The sequence below is a fragment of the Bacillus sp. SD075 genome (genome assembly GCF_017355165.1).
In the GTDB taxonomy this organism is placed as follows: Bacteria; Bacillota; Bacilli; order Bacillales; family DSM-1321; genus Peribacillus.
Genome location: NZ_JADILK010000017.1, coordinates 1 through 18,594, shown reverse-complemented (window position 1 = coordinate 18,594; position 18,594 = coordinate 1). Strand labels below are relative to the sequence as shown.

13 protein-coding genes and 1 pseudogene are annotated in these 18,594 nt (G+C 41.9%); 8 read left to right on the top strand and 6 right to left on the bottom strand.

The annotated features are described in order from the left end of the window. Nucleotides 1–170: 170 nt before the first annotated feature. The 3 genes from IOC57_RS13470 to IOC57_RS13460 are packed head-to-tail and all read right to left on the bottom strand — an operon-like array spanning nucleotide 171 to nucleotide 2,453. The gene (locus IOC57_RS13470) at nucleotides 171–833 is read right to left on the bottom strand and encodes a methionine ABC transporter permease (protein ID WP_207439213.1); all 663 of its coding nucleotides are present in this window, start codon (nucleotides 831–833) and stop codon (nucleotides 171–173) included. Then, nucleotides 826–1,584, bottom strand: a complete 759-nt coding sequence (locus tag IOC57_RS13465; RefSeq protein ID WP_207439212.1) for a methionine ABC transporter ATP-binding protein — start codon at nucleotides 1,582–1,584, stop codon at nucleotides 826–828. Before IOC57_RS13465 ends, IOC57_RS13470 begins: the two co-directional genes overlap by 8 nt. Before the next feature lie 35 nt (nucleotides 1,585–1,619). Beyond that, nucleotides 1,620–2,453, bottom strand: a complete 834-nt coding sequence (locus IOC57_RS13460; RefSeq protein WP_207439211.1) for a MetQ/NlpA family ABC transporter substrate-binding protein — start codon at nucleotides 2,451–2,453, stop codon at nucleotides 1,620–1,622. A gap of 349 nt (nucleotides 2,454–2,802) precedes the next feature. Here IOC57_RS13460 and IOC57_RS13455 point away from each other — a divergent pair, with 349 nt between their 5' ends. The 4 genes from IOC57_RS13455 to IOC57_RS13440 are packed head-to-tail and all read left to right on the top strand — an operon-like array spanning nucleotide 2,803 to nucleotide 7,805. After that, the gene (locus IOC57_RS13455; protein WP_207439210.1) at nucleotides 2,803–4,281 is read left to right on the top strand and encodes a 4-hydroxyphenylacetate 3-hydroxylase family protein; all 1,479 of its coding nucleotides are present in this window, start codon (nucleotides 2,803–2,805) and stop codon (nucleotides 4,279–4,281) included. Beyond that, the gene (locus IOC57_RS13450) at nucleotides 4,229–5,665 is read left to right on the top strand and encodes a 4-hydroxyphenylacetate 3-hydroxylase family protein (RefSeq protein ID WP_286184837.1); all 1,437 of its coding nucleotides are present in this window, start codon (nucleotides 4,229–4,231) and stop codon (nucleotides 5,663–5,665) included. Before IOC57_RS13455 ends, IOC57_RS13450 begins: the two co-directional genes overlap by 53 nt. 12 nt (nucleotides 5,666–5,677) lie before the next feature. After that, nucleotides 5,678–6,733 carry an LLM class flavin-dependent oxidoreductase gene (locus IOC57_RS13445; RefSeq protein ID WP_207439209.1) on the top strand — a complete coding sequence of 352 codons (1,056 nt, stop codon included), beginning with the start codon at nucleotides 5,678–5,680 and terminating at the stop codon, nucleotides 6,731–6,733. Nucleotides 6,734–6,755: 22 nt separating this feature from the next. Next, nucleotides 6,756–7,805 (top strand): LLM class flavin-dependent oxidoreductase, encoded by a 1,050-nt coding sequence (locus IOC57_RS13440; protein WP_207439208.1) that lies wholly within the window; start codon nucleotides 6,756–6,758, stop codon nucleotides 7,803–7,805. Nucleotides 7,806–7,929: 124 nt separating this feature from the next. Here the strand turns inward: IOC57_RS13440 and IOC57_RS13435 are convergent. Together IOC57_RS13435 and IOC57_RS13430 are read right to left on the bottom strand one after the other, a co-directional pair. Continuing rightward, nucleotides 7,930–8,145, bottom strand: a pseudogene (locus tag IOC57_RS13435) (IS3 family transposase); the annotation flags it as partial. Nucleotides 8,146–8,258: 113 nt separating this feature from the next. Then, on the bottom strand, nucleotides 8,259–8,513 hold the full coding sequence (locus IOC57_RS13430) for a helix-turn-helix domain-containing protein (RefSeq protein ID WP_207439207.1): 255 nt from the start codon (nucleotides 8,511–8,513) through the stop codon (nucleotides 8,259–8,261). Nucleotides 8,514–8,695: 182 nt separating this feature from the next. Between IOC57_RS13430 and IOC57_RS13425 the strand changes: the two genes are divergently transcribed. Then, nucleotides 8,696–9,481, top strand: a complete 786-nt coding sequence (locus IOC57_RS13425; RefSeq protein ID WP_207439206.1) for a PhzF family phenazine biosynthesis protein — start codon at nucleotides 8,696–8,698, stop codon at nucleotides 9,479–9,481. 149 nt (nucleotides 9,482–9,630) lie between these two features. On the opposite strand, the gene IOC57_RS13420 is transcribed toward IOC57_RS13425, so the two are convergent. Continuing rightward, nucleotides 9,631–10,215, bottom strand: a complete 585-nt coding sequence (locus tag IOC57_RS13420) for a LysE family transporter (RefSeq protein ID WP_207439205.1) — start codon at nucleotides 10,213–10,215, stop codon at nucleotides 9,631–9,633. Nucleotides 10,216–10,318: 103 nt separating this feature from the next. Between IOC57_RS13420 and IOC57_RS13415 the strand changes: the two genes are divergently transcribed. The 3 genes from IOC57_RS13415 to IOC57_RS13405 all read left to right on the top strand — a co-directional run bounded on the left by IOC57_RS13415 (nucleotide 10,319) and on the right by IOC57_RS13405 (nucleotide 18,555). After that, nucleotides 10,319–10,873: a helix-turn-helix domain-containing protein gene (locus tag IOC57_RS13415; protein WP_207439204.1), complete on the top strand. Its 555-nt coding sequence runs from the start codon at nucleotides 10,319–10,321 to the stop codon at nucleotides 10,871–10,873. Nucleotides 10,874–11,361: 488 nt separating this feature from the next. Next, nucleotides 11,362–14,172, top strand: a complete 2,811-nt coding sequence (locus IOC57_RS25910; protein WP_286184836.1) for a bifunctional metallophosphatase/5'-nucleotidase — start codon at nucleotides 11,362–11,364, stop codon at nucleotides 14,170–14,172. Nucleotides 14,173–14,226: 54 nt separating this feature from the next. Beyond that, nucleotides 14,227–18,555 carry an endonuclease gene (locus IOC57_RS13405; protein WP_207439203.1) on the top strand — a complete coding sequence of 1,443 codons (4,329 nt, stop codon included), beginning with the start codon at nucleotides 14,227–14,229 and terminating at the stop codon, nucleotides 18,553–18,555. Nucleotides 18,556–18,594: the final 39 nt, after the last annotated feature.

Genomic DNA, 18,594 nt, shown 5'->3' with positions numbered 1-18,594 from the left:
AGATGGAAGATCCTTCTGGTTATTTGAATTTTCTTACAGATTACTAGAGGAAGCGAATGGGTGTTTGTGAAATACGGTACGGGCAATACGCAGGTATTTTTTCGATGCAAAAAGAAGAAAAAGCCATAGCCTTTCATTGGATTTAGAACCAGGAAAGGCTATGAATGCATTCATCTTTTATCAAGCTTAGCAGAAAGGTAATTTCCGGTGAATTGGACGGATTGAACAATGATGATAAGAAGGAATACGGTTGTTATCATGATGTCAGTCTGAAAACGGTAGTATCCATAACGAATGGCCAGGTCGCCAATTCCCCCGCCGCCCACAACCCCGGCAATAGCCGAATAGGATATGAAAGAAACGGAAGTAACTGTGAGTCCTAACAGAAGACCGGAACGCGCTTCTAATAATAATACCTTGCTAATGATCTGGAAGGGGGATCCACCCATCGCAACAGCTGCCTCTATTGTTCCCTTTGGCACCTCACGTAAAGATTGTTCGACAAGCCGGGCTAAAAAGGGAATGGCGGCTATTGATAGTGGGATGGAGGCGGCCAGCGGACCTACAGATGTTCCCAATATTGTTCTTGTAAATGGAATAAGAGCAATGAGTAAAATGATAAATGGGAAGGAACGGACCGTGTTGATCATTGCGTTTAAGACGTTATTTAAGATAGTCTGTTCGAGTAATTGCTCCTTTGAAGTTAAAAATGTAATGAAACCAAGTGGGAGGCCCAATAAGATTGCTGCCAATATCGCTATGCCCACCATTAAAAATGTTTGGCCTACACCTAAGTAAATTTCAGGAAGTAAGGAAATGATATTATCAAACACTTACCTTCACCTCTTCAGATTCATGTTTTAATAGAATTTTTCCGATTTTCGTCGTGGGTATGGTTCTATTATCCGCTAAGTTCAATTCCTCCATGATTCTCCCATTTTCCATGACTGCCACCCGATTTGCTAACCTTCGAATTACATCCATTTCATGAGTCACGATCAGGATGGTCACACCATAGGTTTCGTTTATTTTTTTCAGATAGGCCAGGATAGATTGAGTGGTTTGTGGATCAAGTGAAGAGGTTGGCTCATCACAAAGCAATACATTAGGTCTTGTGCTTATGGCACGGGCAATCGCGACCCTTTGCTTTTGTCCGCCAGAGAGCTGTGCCGGATAATGATTGGATTTATCAGATAAATCAACGATTTCCAGGGATTCAGCTATAATTTTGGATCGCTTTTGTTTTGGTACATTGGCAAGTTCCAATGCGAGGCTAACATTTCCTTGCACCGTTCGATTTGCCAAGAGGTTGAAATGCTGAAAAACCATCCCGATTTTATTGCGTGCTTCTCGAAGCTGTTTGCCAGATAAATCACTAAGGATAGAATCATTTATTGCTATCGTACCTTCCGTAGGCTTTTCTAATAGGTTACCCATGCGCAGTAAAGTCGATTTACCTGCACCGCTAAAACCGATGATCCCATAAATTTCATTTTCCTTAATATCCAGATTTACATTGGAAACGGCAGTGAATAATTCGTTTTTTACAGAAAATGTTTTACCTACATTTTTAAATGTTATCATTCTGGAACCTCCCAATCTTAAAGCGTCATATACATTCATTTAAAATAATCAGGTCGGTGAAACCCTTCGAATTCTTTATTGCTTTCAATCGCTTTTTGAAATTCAGGGGATTGGTAGGCGCCAATGATTTCCTTCACGAATCGTTTGTTCTTATCTTCAGTTCTTACTGCCACAAAATTTTGATATTCAAATGGGGGATCCTCTAAATAAAGGGCCGAAGACAATTTTCGGTCGGATACTAAGATGGTATACCCATTGGCTACCGCATAATCTACATCAGGCAAGATACGGGGAACTTGAGCCTGTTCCACCTCAACAAATGAAAATTTCACTTTTTGATCGACGATATCTTTTTTGGAAACAGTCAAGGGATCGTATCCTTTTGTTAATTGAAGCCACCCTATTTGTTCGAGCATTCTTAATGCCCTTGCCACGTTAGCGGGATCATTCGGGATTGCCACCTTTTGCCCATCCTTCAATTCGTCCTTGCTGCCATGCTTATCTGAATATAACCCCATGGGTGCTGTGGGGACTTTAATGGTTTCGGTAAGATCCAGTTTGTTTTCATTGATGAAATTCTTGAAAAAAGCAGTATGCTGAAATACATTTACATCGATGGAGCCCTCAGCTAAGGCAAAGTTTGGTTGGTTTGGGTCACTGATTTCTACATATTTAACAGCATATCCCTTGCTTTTCAAATAGGGTTCTATGCCTTTTTTCACTTGGTCACTATAAGGGCCTGGAGTGAAGCCGAAAATAATTTCTTTCTTAGCTTCACTCCCGGCTTTATCACTGCCGCTGCCGTTGCAAGCCGATAGCAGCATGATGAATAATAGGGACATGATGATGAACGGTAACGAATTTCTCATGTGGGATTCCTCTTTTCTTTTTTTGTATGGGGTTCATTCTTTTTTTAGGAATAAAAAAAAGCATGAACAAGGTTTGTTCATGCCGCCGGTTATCCGGTAGGCTTTCATAAAATAGTTTTCCAATTGGAATAATTAAACTATAACAAGAGCATGGATCATTTATCAAGTGTTATTTTACTCTGGATATTTATGGGTTGGAATCAAAAACTCACTTGACCAATTGATTTTATCGGATTATGATAGTGAACATAAAATAATAGCTTATCGGACAACCGAAAGCCCTTGTTAGGAGTCAGTTCCATACTCCTTCAAGGGCTTTTGTGTTATCCAGGGAGGAGTTGGGAACTTAATGAATAAGAGAAGCCGGCTTGCCGAAAGTTTGAAAGATGGAAGAAATGTTTGGCTTGATGGAAAGAAAATAGACGATCTATATGCCCATCAGGCTTTCACAGGCACTTTAAAGACTTTAACTAATTTGTTGGAGATGCTGGATTCACCTGAAGAACAAAAGATTGTCGGGTATGAAAGTCCAAAAACAAAGGAATATGTCCATAAATCTTTTCTCATTCCTAAAGATTTGGAAGAACTGATTTCAAGAAGGAAGGCCTTTGAGTTATGGTCGCGGAAAACTTACGGAGTGATGAGCCGATTATCCGACTATGCGAATTCGATGGTCACGGCATATTTCATAGATAGGGATTTCTTTAACCAGTATGATTCAGGGTTTTCCGAAAAAATCACTGCCTACTATGAACAGGCTAGGGATGAACGGCGTATTGTGATCCAGGCCATTCTTGATCCTCAGATAGATCGGTCAAGGCCCAGTGATGAACAGGAAGATGCCTTATTGAAAGTCATAAGGGAAACGGAAGAAGGAATCGTTGTTAGAGGTGCGAAAATGATTGCTACCGCTTCCCCGTATGCACATGATGTCATCATCATGCCGCATCAGAAGCTGACTCCTGATAAAACGGAGCATGCCAATATGTGCATTATCCCTTTGAATCTTCCTGGCCTGCAAATTGTCTGTCGTGAGTCATTCGCTTCAAACGACGAAAAGAAGCATCCCTTAAGTGCACAATTTGATGAAATGGACGCTGTTTTACTTTTTGATGATGTGTTGATTCCGTGGGAACGCGTATTGATTAGGGGATCCGTAGAAGGAGTGTTTGAAGCACAGCGGCACCAGCAATTAAACTGTCTCTCCCATCATCAGACGGTCGTCCGCTTGCTGACTAAACTTCAATTCGTTACAGGGGTGGCCACGGCCATCGCCCAATCGATCGGTGTTGATCAATTTTTACAAGTGAAGGAAAAGCTTGGTGAACTATATACCCAAATCGATAGTATAGAAGCGTTGCTCATCGCTTCAGAGGTTCAAGGTTCACTTAACGAAAAGGGCGTTTATCTGCCTGCACTCGTACCTTTGCAAACGGCACGAAATCTTGGAACCCGCCATTATCCAAGAGCGATCGAGATTTTAAAACAAATCGGGGCGGGCGGTTTTATTCAGCTCCCTTCTACAACGATAGAGGACAGCAACGACCTCATCCCTTTATTGGAAAAGTATTTTAGAGGAGCGAATGTTGACGCCGTCACTAAAACTTCTTTATTTCAAATAGGATGGGAACTGATCGGAAGCACACTGGGATCGAGGCATGACCTGTATGAAAGGCTGTATACCGGGGATCCCATCCGAACCTACGCTTTGCAGTATGAAACCTATGATAAGGAGCCATTAAAACGAAAACTCCACCATTTTTTGGAGGGGATACATGGAAAGGGGAATCGTGATGATCGAAAACAATCGGTATCTTCAACGACTTAATGATGGCAGGAATATCTGGTTAGATGGGGATATCGTCAAAAACTTAGACGAACACCCTGCATTTAAGGGAACGGTCCATACGATACAGTCATTGCTGGATTTACAAACAAAAACAGACAGTAAATCCTTGCTGACCTACCAAACGGAGGAAGGGCTTGATGCGAACCTGTCATTTCTCGTTCCCAGAACACATGAGGATCTGGAAAAAAAACGTTTGGCGTATCAGCATTGGGCTGATCAGACTTTTGGAGTCATGAGCCGCCTATCTGAATATTCCCGTTCCATATTTACTGGTTGGTTTGCAAACCGTTCAGAGTATGAAGAGGCACATCCAGGTTTTTCTGAAAAAATAGAAAGCTATTACTATCAATCACGTAATCTCGATTTATTGTCAACAGTTGCAGGGCATGATCCACAAAAGGATCGTTCAAAAACAGCAGGGGAAAAGAAACCGGGGATTTTACATATCAGTCGTAAAGATAGCGAAGGGATCTATGTTCGCGGTGCGAAAATGATTGCGACAGCAGCTCCATATGTTGATGAAATTTTGATCTTTTCTTATCACAAGAGAGGGGAAAATGAACGTGAATTCGCAAATGTTTTCTTTGTGCCTGTCAATGCCAAAGGATTGCATATCGTTTGCAGGGAGTCATTTGCCGATGAACGAGAGGAGGATCACCCGCTAAGTGCACGTTTTGACGAAATGGATGCAGTACTGATTTTTGATGATGTATTCATCCCTTGGGAGCGAGTGCTGGTTCATGAGGATCCGGAATTTGCATGGAAGCTTCGTTGTGATGCCCCTTCATCACTGCTTAGCCAGCATCAAACAGTGGTGAGACTTGTGAGCAAACTGGAAAGTGTCGTAGCAATCGGGAACGAATTAGCGGAAACGGCTGGGGCAACACAATTTCTGCATGTGAAAGAAAAGCTTGCAGAATTGATCATCCAGCTAGAAACCATTAAAGCATTACTGCTCGCTTCAGAATATAAAGCAAAGATGTATAACGGCATACTGCTTCCTAATCAAGATTTCTTAGCCACAGCAAGGAATTTAGGAACTAGATTCTACCCAAGAGCGTTGGAAATTCTCCAGCAGATTGGGGCAGGGGGGTTATTGCAGGTCCCATCCAGCATAAAAGAATTGGAAGGTCCCATAGGCCCTTTGTTAAAGGAATTTTACCAGGGTACAGAGACATCTGCAGAAGATAGGACGCGGTTAATTAAATTAACGTGGGATCTATTGGGGAGTCCGCTGGCATCAAGACATGAGTTATATGAGAGATTTTATTCAGGAGATCCTGTCAGAATGTATGCAGCCCAGTACAATAATTATAAAAATAAGCAGAAACTCGTTGAATATGCTTATGAGGTTTTAAAATAAGGAGGTCCTATAATGTCTGTGCATTTTTACTGGTATGTACCTACAAATGGTGATGGTGAATACTTAGGCCTAAACGAGCCGCAGAGGAAGCCTACTTTGGATTATATAATAAGTGTTGCGAAAGCAGCTGAAAAGGCAGGTTTTGAAGGGATATTAATTCCTACGGGCATACCTTACCTTGATTCATGGATAGTGGGTTCGGCCATCATTCATCATACGAGAACGATCAAGCCATTGATCGCCTTTCGCCCAGGATTCATTGCTCCGACAGTTGCGGCTAAAATGGCCGCGACCCTTGATCAATTCTCAGAAGGGAGAATGCTTGTCAATGTAGTGACAGGTGGTTCGGCAAAAGAATTGGGGCAGGACGGTGACTTCGTTGAGCATAATGAGCGATATGCCAGAACAGGTGAATTCCTTGAAGTCGTGCAAAAATCATGGACGGAAGAGAAGGTTAATCATATAGGTGACTATTTTACGATCAGCGATGGAGTATTGAATCCAAGTATCCGACAAAGTCCGAATATTCCGATTTATTTCGGGGGTTCATCGGATGCAGCAAAGGAAATTGCAGCGAAATCTGCCGATGTTTATTTGCAATGGGGAGAACCAGCTGAGCAAATTGAACAACAAATCAATGATGTCAAACAAAGAGCGAAGAAGTATGGAAGGCAATTGGAATATGGTGTCAGGATTCATGTAGTCGTTCGTGATGAGGAGAGTGAAGCATGGGAGGCAGCCACAAAAATAATAAGTAAGGTTGACAGGGAAACTCTGAATAATATGAATCATTACTATGAAACAACGGATTCAGTGGCTCAAAAACGGATGAATGAATTAACGAGGAACAATGAGCGTTTTGGAAGATATGGCTGGTCGGGGATCGGGAAAATCAGGAAAGGAGCGGGTACAGCCATTGTAGGCACCCCTGAACAAGTAAGGGAAGGCCTACAAGAATATATCGATATTGGCGTCAAGCATTTTATCCTATCCGGTTTTCCCCATTTAGAGGAGGCAGAAAGATTTGGGCAGGCAGTACGCTCATTATTTGGAGAAAAGGTTTTATGAGCAAACATAAGGGGGGAAGAATATGAAGTTTTCAATCTGGGGGGCTAATTTATCAGGTGGTTTCTTGCGGGCAAACGTAGAACAAAATACGGATGGAAGTATGGAATATAATCGGAAACTCGCTAAAATGGCAGACCAGCTACAAGTGGATTCCATCCTTTATGCCATTCGCTATGTGGGCAATATTGGAGGTAGCTCGACGGATAGAGGTCAACTTGATCCTTTATCAGTCATTACCGCTTTGGCAGGGGATACCGAAAACGTTCATTTTATTGCTGCGGTTTTACCGGGATTCATTCACCCTGCGACCCTCGCAAAAGTGAGTTCAAGCATCGACATTATCTCAAATGGGAGATTCCACATAAATTTGGTCAGCGGTTGGTTTAAAGAAGAGCAAGAAATGTTTGGGATAGAATGGATTAAGCATGAAGAGCGTTATAAGCGTTCAAGGGAATACCTAGAAGTTTTAAAAGGATTGTGGACGTCCGATGAATTTTCTTTTCAAGGGGACTATTATCAAATAAAGAATGCCATATTGGCACCGAAACCCATTCAAAAACCATATCCAGCAATCTATCAAGGTGGAAATTCTCAGGCTTCCCAAGAGATGGCCGGGGAATTCTCCGATTATTACTTTATGAATGGAGCTTCCATAGATGAGTTGAAAGAACAAATGAATTATGTAAATGCTGTAGCGCAAAATCATGGTCGTGAAGTGAAATTTGCCGTTAATGCGTTTGTCATTGCCAGACAGACGGAAGAGGAGGCAAGAAGCGAATATCGGTATATTATCGAACAGGCAGATGATACGGCGATAGCACAGTTCAAAAACCGTAAAGATACGAAAGGAATGTGGAAAAATGCCTCCTCAATTAGTGATTTTGTTGCTAATAATGAAGGATTCAGGACAGGGTTGATCGGTAGTTACGAATCGGTCGTAAGCAAAATTCAGGAACTTCAAGCAATTGGAATCGATAAGATCCTATTAACTTTTCGAAATGCACTTGAGGAATTACCGGATTTTTATATGAACGTTAACAACCGCTTACAATCAGAGTCCATAAAGAAATAAATATGAATAAGTAATCCAGGGGCTTGATCGAGGATGCCATATTGAAATCTGAATGAGTGGAAAAATACAGAAAAGAAAAAGACCGCTATTGAAGTGAACCCAAAAAGTTAGACGCTTTATTTAATTAGGCAACCTTGAGGGCATGAACCCGGTAATCTAGGGCTCATGCTTTTTAAATTTTACTTTGATTCGTTTATGACTGTAATAATGGATATAATCTTTCAGTTCTTTTTTTGAAAGGCTCCATGCTGTCGAACTTCTGTAAATAAAGTAATTCCGATTTCAGTAAGCCAAAGAAGTTTTCTATGACGGCATTGTCTAAACCATTTCCTTTGCGGGACGTCCGTGACCCATTTTTGATTTGGCTTTGTTGCCTTAAAATTACGATTGAGGTCAAGAGCGTCAACTCCTTAGCTTTAGCCAATTAGGCATAGTGGAAGGAGAAGCAATGTTTTACACAGCAGCTGCATAGGTACAAGACACTCCAAAATCGTTCATATAGTTTAGTACATCCATCTTAAAGCTAATATCATAATTTTTATAGGTAGACATTAGCCCTTCTATCCCATGTTCTTTATAATGCGCCACCCATTGCTTTAAAGGAGTCAAACTGCTATTAAATGGATTGGCTACAGTTCTAAATGAGTCCATTCCTTCTAAATAAGCAAGGACAGCTTTTAATTTCAACTCTAATGAAAATTTTGTCATAAAAAAGCACCTCCCATTGTTAGATGGTGTCTAACCATGGGGGTGCAGTTCATATGGTGGTCTTTTCCTTTTAATGAGATAAAGAGAATTCTTAAAAAACAGGTAAAGGTAATTATTAAAGGAAATGTGTTCTTCATTGTGGAAATATATTACGGACAATCCCATTTAAGGAGGCACTTTTTATGGAATTAACCATCATTAATACGTTTACAGATCAACCTTTTAAAGGAAACCCTGCTGCAGTCTGCCTACTTACCGGGGAAAGTGACAGTGAGTGGATGCAGCGAGTAGCTAAAGAGATTAATATACCTGTTACTGCCTTTATTAACCGTCATAAAGATGAATGGCAGCTGCGTTGGTTCACACCTTCCATTGAAATACCGATTTGTGGACATGGGACGCTGGCAAGCTCTTTCTTTTTGTGGGAGAAAGGATACGTACCAAGAGATGAAACAATTGTCTATCAGACGAAAAGCGGGCTGTTTACTGCAAAATTCGTGGATGGAATGGTTCAGTTGGAATTTCCGTCATTAATCGAGCAGGAAATCGCTGCCCCTGAATTATTGATTAAAGCTTTAGGTGTTGTGCCTGCGTATGTTGGACAAAACAAATGGGATTATCTAGTCGAAGTTCAATCAGAAGAAATCGTAAGGAATTTAAAGCCGGATATCGATTCCATTGCCCAAATGCCGATTCGGGGCATCATTGTAACGAGTCAATCGGATAGCAGTGAATATGATTTCGTTTCGCGTTTCTTTTCCCCTGCCCAAGGCCTTGACGAAGATTATGTAACGGTCTCGGCCCATTGCTGTCTCGGCCCCTATTGGAAAAGCAAACTGGACAAAAGTATCACCATAGCCTATCAGGCATCGAAAAGAGGCGGACTATTGAAGGTTGAAGTAACGGGAGACACAGTTAAACTTTCTGGCCATGCCGTGACAATATTCGAAGGGAACTTAACCATTTAATGCATACATTTTTTTGGGGGGATCTCGAACGTTGATTTCCATTCCAGGCACTCTTTTTCCACAGGCGGTCCACCTCAACGCCTGTGCGCCTGCGGGATCGCCCTTGGACGCGCGTTTCCCGCAGGAGTCTCTCCCCCCATTCCCCTTTTTTAGTGAACAAGGATCGAAAACGCGCTATAAACTAATAACAAAGCCATGATTACATTAAATTGACTTCGATACTTTGATAAGAATGTTTGAAAAACCGAACCGAACATACTCCAACAGAACGTACTCATAAAACCAACAGAGGCCAGAAATAATGAAAAGAATAGTAAGCTGGAATTTGTAGAGTGATAAGGTAGTATGAAGGTCGATATTGCAGTGATGCCATATAAGATGCCTTTTGGATTAATGAATTGTAAAAGCATGCCCGCTATGAAGCTGTTGTTCCTGTCATCATTATCGTCCTTATCTTTATTTGAACTGTAAATGATTTTTATGGCCAGATACAGCATATAAATTGCACCTAGGATAGTCATGGTAAATTCAATCTTTGGTATGAAATTTTCAAGCAAAACATTAAAATAACTGCACAATAACATGATTACAAAAAAACCGGCACCTACCCCGAAACAAAATTTAATCGTCTTTTTTAACCCGTACTTATTCGCAAATAACATGGCCATGATGTTATTTGGTCCTGGAGTGAAACTTGTAACAAAAACAAATAGCAAAAAAGATAGTAAAGGCATGGTTGACTCCCCTTTGTATGCTATAATGACCAAAAGGAACATTATAACGACTTCCATTTTATTGTACAATGCCGACGTTATATTGTAAATAAGGAGAATTTTTATGGAAGAAATAAATTTTATTATTGCAAACAATTTAAAAGCTATCAGGGAAAGTAAGAAATTAAGTCTTGAAAAGGTTGCTGAATTAACCGGAGTAAGCAAAACGATGATCGGACAAATTGAAAGGGGAGGATCAAGCCCTACGATCACAACCATTTGGAAAATAGCCAATGGATTAAAGATTTCATTTTCTTCCCTGATAAATAGTCCCCAGCCAGATACAAAAATTATTTTAAAAAGTGAAATTCAATCATTATCTGAAGATAACGGTAAATATCGAGTTTATCCCCACTTTCCTTTTGAAGATGAGAAGCGCTTTGAAGTATATTCAGTCGAGATAGAAAAAGGTGGATTCCTTAGTTCCGATTCGCATAGAGAAGGAACTGAAGAGCACATAACTGTTTTTGAAGGGGAAGTGACTGTACGTGTAAATAACGAAGAATATACAGTAAGGAATGGAGATTCTATCAGATTCAAGGCTGACAGACCGCATTCCTACCATAATTCAGGGGACACGTTAACTCGATTAAGCATGATCCTGTATTATCCAGCTTAAAAAAGGGAGTCATGCTGTCTCTGCTTGTTAGATATCTTTGCAAAAATATTGATGTTGGAAATATTAATGGTGAAAATATTGGAAGTTTATGTTGAATTAATAAAGAGTGGGAGAAATTTTAATCCCTCTCTTTTTTTGTTTTCGGTAAATCAGGTATAAAGAACAAGGGTGGTTGCATGAAGAATTGATGCTATTTTACCACTAGATCGTTTTATTGATATATCATCAATCTGTTACTAGGTATTTTGGGGTGATCAAAATGAAAATATTCTGTTAATATTCCGTGTAGTATTGTAAATTTGTTTTAAAAATGGATTATTTTGTTGTAATATAGGAGATGCACGGATCTTTAGAGGAAAAAAAGTAGGGTGGATTTGTGCATGGGTAAGTAAATTTGTCGGGATTTAATTTTTGGAAAAGCGTGTCAATTAAATGGAAAAGTTAGCTGAATGTTATGCCAGTATAGAACTTATGGGAGGATTACTATAATGGGGAAAAAGAAAATCGTAAAAATTGCATCAGCTACCATAATGGCTGCGACAACGATCGTAGCAGTGGCACCGGCACCTTCGGATGCTGCCACTAGCCTGAATAGTAAAATTAAAACGGCCAAGGCCGCCATCAAAAAACCATTCGACACCTATTTCTACACTTCAAAACTCGCTTCAGTGTCCACTGTTGAAAAACAAATCAAGTCTGCAAAACAAGCAAAAAAAGACATCAACTCTACCATTAAAAAATCAATGTTAAGCAAAAAAGAAAAAGATGCCAAATACAAAGAAATCGAAGCTTATGATAAGTACATCACTCGTTCAGAAGGTTATGTAAAAGGGTATAAAGCGGCTGAGAAGGCAAAGGCTGCACATGGTAAATCGGTTAGCTCCCTTACGAATTCAATACTTGCCAAGAAATCAATTGATATCAGGAATCAATATGAAGCACTGGATAAAGCCGTAAAAAAGACAGATAAAGATATTAAAGATACCGTTTACGGTGCGAAAATCGAAAAGCTCCTATATGATAAATTCACTAAATCGACCAAAACGTCTTTGAATGGTGACTTGAAAGTCCCGTACTACTATGAAAAAGCTGCTTACTGGGTGAAGAAGGGTGATTTAAAGACCGCGGACAAGCGGATGCAAACCGTTTCTGCGCAGTTGAAAAAGGTCAGCAAAACATCCAAGCTCGGAAAAGCCATACACGCCTATGTTAAAGAAGTGAAAGGGAAGTATGATGATGCGGTATATGCAGAAAAGAAAAAAGAAGTGGCAAAACGGGTCAATGCCTATGTAGCACTTGCCAATGGGGAACTTAAAACGAAAGAACAAATAAACGCGGCTAAAAAGGCGAAAGCATCCATTAATTTAAATGGAATAAAGGAGTCGGACCGAAAGGAATTCCTATTGAAAATAGCATTGGCGGATAAGAAAGTCGCTGCCGCTGAAGATGCCTTGAAAAATCCAGCGAAGGCGATCACGCTTTCCTTGATGCATACGAATGATACCCATGCCCACTTGGATAATGTGGCCAAAAGGGTGACGGCTGTTAAGGAAGTGCGTAAGAGTAAACCGCAAGCTCTTTTGGTTGATGCTGGTGACGTATTCTCGGGAACTCTCTATTTTAATGAATTCAAAGGGCAAGCGGATCTTCGCTTCATGAATCTAATGAAATATGACGTCATGACATTCGGGAATCATGAGTTTGATTTGGGATCAAGTGCCGAAGGCCATCAAGCTTTGGCTGACTTCATTAAAGGGGCACAGTTCCCATTTGTCAGTTCAAATGTGGATTTCTCCAAAGATGATAAGTTCAAGGGACTATTCTCGGACTTGATTTCAAGTAAGCCAGAGCAAGGGAAGATATACAATGGAATCGTAAAACAAGTGGATGGCCAAAAGGTAGGTTTTTTCGGACTTACAACTGAAGAGACGAAAGATATTTCAAGCCCTGGATATATAGAATTTGAAAACTATCTGGAAGAAGCCGAAAAAGCGGTCAAGGCGTTCAAAGGCATGGGTGTCAATAAGATAGTTGCCGTATCTCATATTGGTTATGATGACAATGCGGCTTATGACAATGATTTAACATTAGCTGCCAAGGTCAAGGGCATCGACGTGATTGTGGGCGGACATAGCCATACGCAGTTAGACGCCCCCATTGTTGTCGACAAAGATGATAAAGGGAAAATGAAAGAGCCGACTGTCATCGTTCAAGGGTATCAATATAGCGACTATTTAGGAACGGTCGATGTGAATTTCGATAAGGAAGGCAAGATTGTTGGACAAGCCGGTCAGCTGATTAAGCTTTCTGATAAACAGGATGATGCGCAAGCGGCAAAAGTGCTCGAAACATACTCCTCTAAGATTAAGGAGCTGAAGGAAACGAAGACTGGGGCATCTGCTGTGAAAGCCTTGGAAACACCGCGTGATGCAGGAGATGCAACGAAGCCGAGCGTTCGCAAAAATGAAACGGAACTGGGAAATTTAATTACGGATGGAATGCTCAGTAAAGCGAAAGAATTCAATAAGGATGCAGTCATAGCTTTCCAAAATGGTGGGGGCATCCGAGCTGGCATCGATCAAGGTGAGATCACTTTAGGGGAAATCCTAACCGTTTTACCGTTTGGGAATACGTTAGCGACGATGAAGCTTACGGGTGCAGAAATCAATGAAGCATTAGAGCATAGTATAAGTCTCGCTCCTCAAGAAAATGGCGGATTCCTGCATGTTTCTGGAATGAAATTCAGCTACGACAGTTCGAAGGAAGCAGGCAATCGTGTCACAAAGGTTGAAGTCCTGGGACAAGATGGAACATATTCCGAATTGGCTTCAACGAAGGAATATGTCGTGGCGACCAATGCTTTTACAGCCAAAGGCGGAGATGGATTCACCGTTTTCAAGAAGGCTTATGAAGAAGGAAGAGTGACCGATATCGGACTCGCTGATTGGGAGAATTTACGGGATTATGTAAGCGGGCTGAAAACTGTCGATCCAAGCATCGAAGGGCGCATCAAGGATGTTGCCGGGAGCAATACAGACCCGACTGTGGTATTGGCCAAGGACTTTGGCGGAAAGGCTGATGCACCAAAAACACATGAAGGTGATGTAGTTGTGGACATAACGGATATTACTTCATTGGAAAATGCAGTGGTTAAAGGGAATCTTACATTAACAGGAACTCCTCCGGATCACTTTACTTTTTCACAGGTTACAGTCGGGGGTAATTTGGATTTATCGGGACTTAACGGTAAGAACGTGGGCATGAGCGGTGTCACGGTGAATGGCGAAACCATTCTTTAAGCGGTATTCAAATGATTCCTGAGCCTAAGAAAAAAAGTTGGAGGGGTTGAGAGCTTGAAGAAGAAAGGGATAAGTAAGCTTTTCATTGCCATACTGATAGTTCTGTCAACATTTTTTCCAAATAATGCCGCTGTAAAAGCGGTAGGGACAATATCAGTAATGGAAGCGATTAATAATAACAGTGGGACGGCGACGGTGATGGGATACATCGTCGGTACAGCTAAAAGCGGTACAAGCTATCAACAAACATCGCCTTTTACTGAAAGTACGAACATGGGTATTGCCGATAGTCCGAATGAAACGGATGTTAAGAAAATCATGCCTGTTCAGCTTCCGGCCGGAAATATCCGAACGGCCTTGAATTTGGTCGAACATCCAGAATTACTAAAAGCGCAGGTCACGATTACGGGAAAGCTGGAAAAGTACTTTTCAGTACCCGGTCTGAAATCTGCAACGGATTACAAGATCATCACTGATGGGGGAACAACTCCTGAACAGCCTGATGTGAAGGTTCTGGATTCCATTGCCGAGGCGCGCACGAATACCGAAGATGTAGTGCAGGTCGATGGGGTGGTCACCACGGGGCTTGGTTATTGGGGAGGAAAAGGCTTTTATATCCAAGATGGAACGGCTGGGCTATATGTTTATGGTTCCTCGTGGCCTGCGGATGTAAAGCAAGGGGATAAGGTTACTTTGATCGGAAAAGTATCCGCTTATAATAAGGAATTACAAATCCAACCAACCTCCCTTGAAGTCGTTTCTTCCGGGAATGAACTTCCTGAAATCAAAAAAATTGATGCATCTGGCGTCAATGAGGAAACACAAGGTGAGCTGGTCACCATTGAAAAAGCGACCATTACGGAATTGGCGGCATCGGGAACATACGGAACTTTCGAATTCAAGGCAGAAGATACTGAAGGGAAATCGATTATCGTTCGCCATGATAACCGGACGGGTTCGAGTTATGAGGATTTCCTGAATAGCTTTAAAGTAGGGGATGTCATTTCCGTAACTGGAATCGGATCGAAGTTCAATGACATGTATCAGTTGAAGCCGCGTGGTATTGAAGATTATGAACTGGTGAACAAACCAGCCGTATTCACGGATATTTTCCCTGGTACGGTTAGTGAAAATACAAAAGTATCACTTGAATCTGGTTGGGAAGAAGCGAAAATCCACTATACGCTGGATGGATCCACACCGACGTCTTCAAGTGCCTTGTACACAGAACCTATCATTTTAACGAAAGATACTGTCATCAAGGCAATCGCCGTCAATGACAGGATATCGGAAGTTTTTACATTTGCCTATACCGTAACCAAAACCCATGAAGTGAAGATTCGTGACATTCAGGGGTTGGATCATTTTTCATCATATGAAAATCAACTCGTCTCAGGTGTGGAAGGTGTCGTCACATATGTAAAAGATGCAAATAACTTTTACATCCAAGATCTCAACCCGGATAAGGATTTAACGACTTCCGAGGGAATACTAGTGTACAACAAAGTACATGGTCTAAAAGCGGGAGATCATGTCAAAGTGGCAGGTAAGGTCGTAGAGTGGTATATCGAAGGGTACGCTGAAATGAAAACGACTGATCTGCCAACGACTGAATTGACTAATACGACGATTGAAAAGCTTGGCACTGCAGCAATGCCAGAACCGATCGTCATTGGAAAAGATGTCATTCCTCCGTCTGAGAACATCGATGACGATAGATTGACAGACTTTAATCCAAGTGAAGACGGCATCGATTTCTACGAGAGTCTGGAAGGAATGCTCGTGCAAGTATATAACCCGAAAGTGGTTGCTCCTCAAGACTATGGTGAATTGGTCGTGATTCCAGGGAATATGGAAACGACGACTGCAGTTGGAGGCGTCAAAATAACGGAAACGGATTTCAATCCTGAAAGAATTACCCTCGATATAAATGATGAATCATATGCAGCGAAAACGGGTGATTCCTTTGAAGGCTCGGTTACGGGGGTCATCAGCTATGGATATAGCAACTATAGGGTAGTGACGGATAAAGCTCAGCTGCCTGCGCTAAAGGATGGCGGTGCGGATCGGGAAGTGACATCTTTAGAAAAGGATGCTGATAAGCTATCGATCGCTTCCTATAATATAGAGAATTTCTCCACTCAAACCGCTAATTCGAAAGTTGAAACGATCGCAACATCCATCATCACCAATCTTAAACAACCCGATATCATCGGCGTAACGGAAATGCAAGATAATGATGGGGCAACAGATAGCGGGACAACGGATTCTGCTCAAAGTGCCAAGAAGTTAACCGAAAAAATAAAAGAGCTGGGCGGTCCGCAATATCAATTCATCGATATCGCTCCAGAAGATAAACTTGATGGCGGGGCACCCGGCGGGAATATCCGTGTAGGTTTTTTATATAATGTGGACCGTGTCAAGTTGACTGAGGGAACGAAAGGAACGGCAACACAGCCCGTGGCCTTCAAAGATGGAAAACTTACGTTGAACCCTGGACGAATCGAGCCTACCGATCCCGCCTTCACTTCAAGCAGGAAGCCTTTAGCCGCTCAATTCGAATTTAAGGGCGAAAGCGTAGTGGTGGTGGCCAATCATTTTAATTCCAAGGGCGGTGACCAGCCTTTATTCGGCAAAAACCAGCCTCCTTTCCTATCTAGTGAAACGCAAAGGCTTCAAATTGCCTCCATCGTCAATCGGTTTGTCAGTGATATCAAGTCACAGGATGCCAAAGCGAATATCGTCTTGCTTGGAGACTTTAATGATTTTGAATTTTCGGCACCGCTTAAAACGTTAAAGGGCAAAGATCTAACCAATATGATCGAGAAAGTCCCTTTTGAAAAACGTTATTCTTACACATATCAAGGCAATTCACAAGTACTGGACCATATCTTGGTATCGAATAAAATGGCTGCGGCCACGAAAGTCGATATTGTCCATATTAACTCATCCTTCATGGAAGCTCATGGAAGGGCGAGCGATCATGACCCTGTATTGATTTCAACCTCGTTATCTGAATCAGGTGGTGTTGAATCTCCTGCTCCAGAAAAAACGTATCATGTAACAGACGTTAAAACGAAAAGACTTACGATTGCTTCACCTAGTATTTTGATCGATCTTGACGAAACATCCAACATCGAAGAAGGTATTTGCTTAAAAGGTTCATATGCTGTACTCAAAGGCCTTGGGCTGAAGAATGCAGCTGTGACGATAAAACCGGATAAGGAAGGCGCAATCATTGATTTTGGAGGCATGGCGGTGAAGGATGTCATCATTGACAACGCCCATGTAAAAGAAATCAGGGGCGCTGAAAACGTTCAGAAATGGTCGGTAACAGAAGGTGTTGACACATCGAATATCAAGTTTGTCAATTCGAAAGGGGAAGCAATTGCTTCCCCTTTCGAACCTAAAAATCAGGCGCCCGTCGTAACGAAAAAACTGAAAAACCTTGAAGTGAAAGCCGGTTCCACGGTCACCATCGATTTGAGTAAGCATTTCTCAGATCCAGACGGAGATAAGCTGGCCTTTTCATCCACCATCGGTACAGTCTCCGGACGGACATTAACCCTACCTGCAATTGAGGCTGGAACATACCTTGTTGCAGTCAAGGCCGAGGACCAGCTATCGGAAACGGTTGCCCGTTTCACGTTGACCGTATCGAATGATAAGCCACTTGAAGATTATTACGAAACGGCGGCAGGAAAAACGGGAACGGAATTGAAGTCGGTTCTGCACTCGATTATTAAGGGACATACGATGTTATCTTATGATCAAGTGTGGAATGCCCTTAAAGAAACGGATGAAGATCCGGTGAACAAACAGAATGTCATCTTGCTTTACTCTGGAAAATCCATTTCGAAAAACGCGAATGGGGGCAATACCGGACAATGGAACCGTGAACATGTCTGGGCAAAGTCCCACGGTGATTTTGGGACAGGCAAAGGTCCCGGGACAGACCTTCACCACCTCCGTCCCGCTGATGTGACAGTGAATGGTAAACGAGGCCACCTTGATTTCGACGAAGGCGGTCAAACATATAGTGGATGTGAATGTAAGTTTGATTCAGATTCATGGGAGCCGCCAGACCATGTTAAAGGCGATATAGCAAGGATGTTATTCTACATGGCCGTCCGATATGAAGGAAACGGTGAGTTGGATCTTGAATTATCCGATACAGTCAATACGTATCCGAAGCCGCTTCATGGAAAGTTATCGACACTTTTGAAGTGGAATGATCTCGATCCAGTCGACGATTTCGAGAGCCATCGCAATGATGTCATTTATGACTGGCAAAATAACCGCAACCCATTCATCGACCATCCTGAATGGGCATCCGAAATTTGGGGTGCCGCTAAATCCATCGATGAGAAAAAAGCGAGTTAGATCGGAGATAGAAGGGGGAAGCAGCCTGATGGCTGCTTC

Bases quoted from the DNA above. Each gene is read 5' to 3' on its own strand.
- IOC57_RS13465 (WP_207439212.1), bottom strand. From the start codon at position 1,584: ATGATAACATTTAAAAATGTAGGTAAAACATTTTCTGTAAAAAACGAA.
- IOC57_RS13460 (WP_207439211.1), bottom strand. From the start codon at position 2,453: ATGAGAAATTCGTTACCGTTCATCATCATGTCCCTATTATTCATCATG.
- IOC57_RS13455 (WP_207439210.1), top strand. From the start codon at position 2,803: ATGAATAAGAGAAGCCGGCTTGCCGAAAGTTTGAAAGATGGAAGAAAT.
- IOC57_RS13450 (WP_286184837.1), top strand. From the start codon at position 4,229: ATGGAAAGGGGAATCGTGATGATCGAAAACAATCGGTATCTTCAACGA.
- IOC57_RS13445 (WP_207439209.1), top strand. From the start codon at position 5,678: ATGTCTGTGCATTTTTACTGGTATGTACCTACAAATGGTGATGGTGAA.
- IOC57_RS13440 (WP_207439208.1), top strand. From the start codon at position 6,756: ATGAAGTTTTCAATCTGGGGGGCTAATTTATCAGGTGGTTTCTTGCGG.
- IOC57_RS13430 (WP_207439207.1), bottom strand. From the start codon at position 8,513: ATGACAAAATTTTCATTAGAGTTGAAATTAAAAGCTGTCCTTGCTTAT.
- IOC57_RS13425 (WP_207439206.1), top strand. From the start codon at position 8,696: ATGGAATTAACCATCATTAATACGTTTACAGATCAACCTTTTAAAGGA.
- IOC57_RS13420 (WP_207439205.1), bottom strand. From the start codon at position 10,215: ATGCCTTTACTATCTTTTTTGCTATTTGTTTTTGTTACAAGTTTCACT.
- IOC57_RS13415 (WP_207439204.1), top strand. From the start codon at position 10,319: ATGGAAGAAATAAATTTTATTATTGCAAACAATTTAAAAGCTATCAGG.
- IOC57_RS25910 (WP_286184836.1), top strand. From the start codon at position 11,362: ATGGGGAAAAAGAAAATCGTAAAAATTGCATCAGCTACCATAATGGCT.